This is a genomic window from Micromonospora sicca, assembly GCF_003172935.1.
Classification (GTDB): Bacteria; Actinomycetota; Actinomycetes; order Mycobacteriales; family Micromonosporaceae; genus Micromonospora; species Micromonospora sicca.
The window spans coordinates 1-4,686 of the sequence record NZ_QGKS01000413.1; the positions used below are offsets into that span (position 1 = coordinate 1).

The following is a 4,686-nucleotide window of genomic DNA, read 5'->3' on the forward strand; positions in this document are numbered from 1 at the left end:
GTCCGGCAGCGCTGCCGGACCGGCAGCACGGCCGGACCGGCAGCGCCCTGGACCGGCGGCGCGGCCAGCGCGGCCGGAGCACCGGACCGGCCGGAAGCCCGGCCGGAGAGCGCCCAACTGGGCGGTTGACCGGCGGGAAGCGGGGTAACCGCGCGGGGATCGGCCGACGGGAGGGGGCGAGACGAGGTGACGGAGCCCGCGCCGCCGCACCGGCGACCGGAGGAGGAGAACCCGCGGCACGGCCGGCTGCACGCCCGGCCGGCCCCGCCGGTGACCCGGGGCGCCACCGGCCAGACCACGCTGGCCGCGCCGGGCGGTGGCCCGCCGGCGCTGCTGTACGCCCCGGCCGGCGACGGGCCGTACCGGGTGGTGGTGCTGCTGCACGGGGCCGGCGGGACGGCCCAGCAGGGGCTCGACCTGCTGCTGCCGCTGGCGGACACCCACCGGCTGCTGCTGCTCGCCCCGCAGGCCACGGCGAGCAGCTGGGACCTGATCGTCGAGGGGTTCGGCCCCGACGTGGCCCGGATCGACGAGCTGCTCCGCACGGTGTTCGGGGCGTACCCGGTGACCGAGGTGGCGGTCGGCGGCTTCTCCGACGGCGCGTCGTACGCCCTGTCCCTGGGCCTGACCAACGGCGACCTGGTCGACGCGGTGCTGGCCTTCTCCCCGGGCTTCGCCGCGCCGCTGGTGACCCACGGCCGGCCGCGCGCCTTCGTCTCGCACGGCACCGACGACCGGGTGCTGCCGGTGGACGTGTGCAGCCGGCGGCTGGTCCCCCGCCTGCACACCCTGGGCTACCCGGTGGAGTACGCCGAGTTCGCCGGCGGTCACGAGGTGCCGGCGGAGATCCGGCAGCGGGCGGTGGCCTGGCTCGCCGGCTGACGCCGGTCAGGCGGGTCCGGTGACCGCGGCGTCCACCCGGCCCAGCACGGTGGCGTCGTCGTCCCCGCCCACCCCGCCGAGCAGGTCGATCGCGGTGGCCCGGAGCTGCCCGATGATCATGGCGAGCGGGAGGGTCTGGCCGGGGGTGAAGAGCCGCCCGGCGACCCGGACCGCCGCCAGCGCCGCCGCGTCGGCCCGCTCGGCGTGCCGGTCGGCGGCGCCGTCCTGCCCGCCCAGGTCGGCGGCGAGCGCGTCGCCCGCCGCGCGGAACGCCTCCGCCAGGGTGCGGACCGCGGCGCCCAGGTCGGCCGGCGCGGGCGCCGGTCCGCGGACCAGGGTGACCGCGGCCCGGGCGAGCACCCGCACGTTGCGGACCGCATAGTCGATCTGCCGGATCGAGCCCTCCACCGAGCGGAGCCGCCCGATGTGGCGGCGTCGCCGCAGGTTGAGCCGGAGCGCCTCACCCGCGGCGAGCACCGCGCCGCGCAGCCGCTCCACCCCGGCGTCCGCGTGCCGGGCCCGGTCCAGCGCGGCCAGCGCGGCCGCCTCGTCGCCCCGGTCGAGGGCCACCGCGATCTCGTCGAGGAGCCCGGCCAGTTCCTGGAAGGTCTGCCGGAACTCGGCGACCAGCGGCGCCAGCGGCCGCCGGGCGTCGACGAGCTGGCTCGCCGCGACGGCCACCGCGCCGCCGATCAGCGCGTCGACGAACCGGAACGGGATCAGCGACTCGGTCGGCGGCGCCACCACCACCAGGTAGAGCGCCGAGACGGCGGCCTGCACCACGGAGACCGAGCTGGCGCCGAGCGCCACCGCCAGGGCGACGGTCAGCAGGATGACGGTGAAGACCGTCCAGGTGGTGCGCGGACCGAGCGCCTGGACGACCAGGTCGGCGACGAGCACCCCGGCGGCCACCCCGAGCAGCACCTCCACGGCCCGGCGCATCCGCTGGCCCCGGGCCTGGCCGAGCACGATCAGCGCGGCGGCCGGGGCGAAGAACGGCTGCGGATGGCCGACCAGCCGGGTGGCCAGGACCCAGGCGACGGTCGCCGCGAGGGTCGCCTCGACCACCGGCAGCCAGCCCCGCCGCAGCCGCCCCGCGGCCTCGGGGAACCAGCCCTTCCGTGCCATCGTCGCCTCCTCATCCGCCGGACCGATCCACCCATGGTGCTCCGGGGCGGCCCGAGCGGCAGCGCTCGGAACCGTCTCGCGCCGGTGAAGGTGATCACCTTTCCGCATACCGGCGACGTCGCGGCCGGCCGGCCCGCGCGCGGCGAGCCGGCCGGCCCGCCGCGAGCCGGCCTGCCGGGCACGAGCGGTCGCGCCGACCGGTCGAGCGGCCACAGTGGAGACCCCCGAAAGGTCGAGGCGCACCGGAACCTGCGCGCACGGCTACGATCTGCCGCATGGATCCGCTCACCGGGCTGCTCGACGGCCCGCGGGCGCGGGGCGCGTTCCTGCTCCGGTCGCTGCTCGATCCGCCGTTCGCGCTCCGCATCGAGGACCGGGCGCCGCTGACCGTGGTCGCGGTGGTGCGCGGGTCGGCCTGGGTCGTCCCCGACGGCGGCGACCCGGTGCCGGTGCGGCCCGGTGACGTGACGGTGCTGCGCGGGCCGGACGGTTACACGGTGGCCGACGATCCGAACACGCCCCCGCAGGTGGTGATCCATCCGGGGCAGCGCTGCACCACCCTGTACGGCGAGCCGCTCACCGAGACGACGGGGCTGGGCGTCCGCACCTGGGGCACCGGCCGGCCGGGTCGACCGTGCTGCTGACCGGGACGTACCCGCAGCCCGCCGAGGTCAGCCGGCGGCTGCTCGCCGCCCTGCCGGCCGCGCTGACGGTGCGCGCCGAGGAGTGGCCGACCCCGTTGGTGAGCGTGCTGGCGGAGGAGGTCGGCCGGGACTCCCCCGGCCAGGCGGCCGTCCTCGACCGGCTGCTCGACCTGGTGCTGATCACCGCGCTGCGGACCTGGTTCGACCGCCCCGGCGCCGCCCCCGCCTGGTACACGGCGGCCGGCGATCCGGTGGTCGGCCCGGCACTGCGGCTGCTGCGCGACGACCCGGCCCCCGTGGACGGTGGCCCGGCTGGCCGCCGAGGTCGGGGTGTCCCGGGCCGCCCTGGCCCGCCGCTTCACCGAGCTGGTCGGCGAGCCACCGATGACGTTCCTGACCGGCTGGCGGCTGGCGCTCGCCGCCGACCTGCTCCGCGAGCCGGACGCGACGCTCGCCGCGGTGGCCCGCCAGGTCGGCTACGGCAGCCCGTTCGCGCTGAGCACGGCGTTCCGGCGGGAACGCGGGGTGAGCCCCCGCGCCCACCGGGAACGGTCCACGGCGGCGTGACCGCCCGGCTCGACCGCCGGTGCGGGGCGCGCGTCGGTCCGGGCCGGCGGCGTCAGTCGGCGGCGAGGCGGGCGTACTCCGGGGAGGCCAGGAACCGGGTGAGCAGCTCCGCCGTGCCCGGGGTGTACGGCCGGCCGTCGAAGAGCTCGGTCGGGTCGGTGAAGACGATCGCGGCGCCCTCGCCGAGCACCACGTCCCGCTGCCCGGCCCCCGTCGCGCCGCAGAAGTAGTGCTTGACCCGGTCGATCTCGGGCAGCTCCTGGGTGGCGAAGAGCCGCAGCTCCCCGTCGGGGCGCAGCCCGGTCTCCTCCCACAGCTCCCGCAGCGCGGTCTCGTCGATGGTCTCCCCCGGCTCCCAGTGCCCGCCCGGAAGGCCCCAGACGTTCGGGTGGTGCGGGGCGTGCGCGTCGCGGAGCTGGAGCAGCAGCCGCCCGGCGCGGTCGACCAGCAGGACACAGGCGATCGGGTGCATCGGGCCAACCTACTGCCCGACGTCCGCCGCCGCGGTCCCCGGCCCGGCCGGGCCCGGTCGGCCCTGCCGCGCGGCCGCTGACCCTCGGACGAGCAATGATCTCCGTCTCGAATTCCGAAAGGGGCAACCCTTCAGAATATCGATCACACGCGTTTTCCGGGCTCGGCCGAAAGGGACGGTGGGCCGGTAAGATCGGCGACAGCCTTGTGACTGATCGCTGACTGCTGGACGTGATGGCGATCACACACACTGTGCCCATGAATACGAGACTCGGCCGTGGTCGGGCATTCCGCCTCGCGGTGTGTCTCGCCCTCGTGGCGGCGCTGAGCGGGTGCATGCAGCTCAACCTCGGGCTGACCGTGAACGCCGACGACACGGTCGACGGCCAACTCCTGCTGACCGCCGAGAAGTCCCTGCTCAGCCAGCGCAAGGGCGGCATACCGACGGCCTTCGCCGAGCTGCGGCAGAACATCCCCACGCTCCCTGCCGGCACCGAGAGCCGGTACGAGGACTCCCGCTTCTACGGCATTCAGATCGCGTACCGGGAAAAGCCGCTGGCGGAATTCACCAGCGAGAGCGTGAATCTGGTCCGGGACGGCGATCTCTACCGCTTCACCCTTCCGCTCGACCCCAAGAAATACGGCGGAAAGGTGGCCGAGCAGGATCCGCGGAACCAGCAGGCGTTCATGCAGTTGATGTCGTTCGAGATATCGGTGACCTTCCCGGGTCGGGTGATCGACAGCAACGGCACGGTCAACGGGCGGTCGGTGAGCTGGAAGGTGGTCGCCAACCAGCCCAAGCCGCCGGAGCTGCGCGCGGTGGCCGAGGCGCCGCCGAAGCCGTCCGCCTCCGGCGCGGGCGCCGCCGCACCGGCCGGGGACGGCTCGTCCTTCCCGTGGCTGCCGGTGGCCGGCGGCGTGCTCCTCCTCCTGCTGCTGGTCGCCGTGGTCGTCGTACTCCTGCTCCGCCGACGCCGCCCGGCCACCGCGGGCC

Annotated in this window: 6 protein-coding genes and 1 pseudogene; 5 read left to right on the forward strand and 2 right to left on the reverse strand. The window is 76.0% G+C overall.

Annotation, left to right across the window (positions count from 1 at the left end; genetic code table 11):
• The first annotated feature begins 186 nt into the window (after positions 1 to 186).
• Positions 187 to 882 carry an alpha/beta hydrolase gene (locus DKT69_RS32130; RefSeq protein ID WP_109805186.1) on the forward strand — a complete coding sequence of 232 codons (696 nt, stop codon included), beginning with the start codon at positions 187 to 189 and terminating at the stop codon, positions 880 to 882.
• 6 nt (positions 883 to 888) lie between these two features.
• Here the strand turns inward: DKT69_RS32130 and DKT69_RS32135 are convergent, their stop codons facing one another.
• Positions 889 to 2,010 (reverse strand): FUSC family protein, encoded by a 1,122-nt coding sequence (locus DKT69_RS32135; protein WP_109805187.1) that lies wholly within the window; start codon positions 2,008 to 2,010, stop codon positions 889 to 891.
• 275 nt (positions 2,011 to 2,285) lie between these two features.
• Between DKT69_RS32135 and DKT69_RS41265 the strand changes: the two genes are divergently transcribed.
• The 3 genes and pseudogenes from DKT69_RS41265 to DKT69_RS41275 all read left to right on the forward strand — a co-directional run bounded on the left by DKT69_RS41265 (position 2,286) and on the right by DKT69_RS41275 (position 3,221).
• Entirely contained in the window at positions 2,286 to 2,654 is a 369-nt protein-coding gene (locus DKT69_RS41265) for a cupin domain-containing protein (protein ID WP_368666289.1), read from the forward strand.
• Positions 2,618 to 2,800 (forward strand): annotated as a pseudogene (locus tag DKT69_RS41270) (cupin domain-containing protein); the annotation flags it as partial. The gene DKT69_RS41265 and the pseudogene DKT69_RS41270, both read left to right, overlap by 37 nt.
• A gap of 157 nt (positions 2,801 to 2,957) precedes the next feature.
• Positions 2,958 to 3,221 (forward strand): helix-turn-helix transcriptional regulator, encoded by a 264-nt coding sequence (locus DKT69_RS41275; RefSeq protein WP_368666290.1) that lies wholly within the window; start codon positions 2,958 to 2,960, stop codon positions 3,219 to 3,221.
• Between the two features lie 52 nt (positions 3,222 to 3,273).
• Here the strand turns inward: DKT69_RS41275 and DKT69_RS32145 are convergent, their stop codons facing one another.
• Positions 3,274 to 3,693, reverse strand: a complete 420-nt coding sequence (locus DKT69_RS32145; RefSeq protein WP_109805188.1) for an NUDIX domain-containing protein — start codon at positions 3,691 to 3,693, stop codon at positions 3,274 to 3,276.
• 257 nt (positions 3,694 to 3,950) lie between these two features.
• On the opposite strand from DKT69_RS32145, the gene DKT69_RS32150 reads away from it, so the two are divergent.
• Positions 3,951 to 4,686: LppM family (lipo)protein (locus tag DKT69_RS32150; protein WP_109805189.1), on the forward strand; the 736-nt coding region annotated here is incomplete at its 3' end.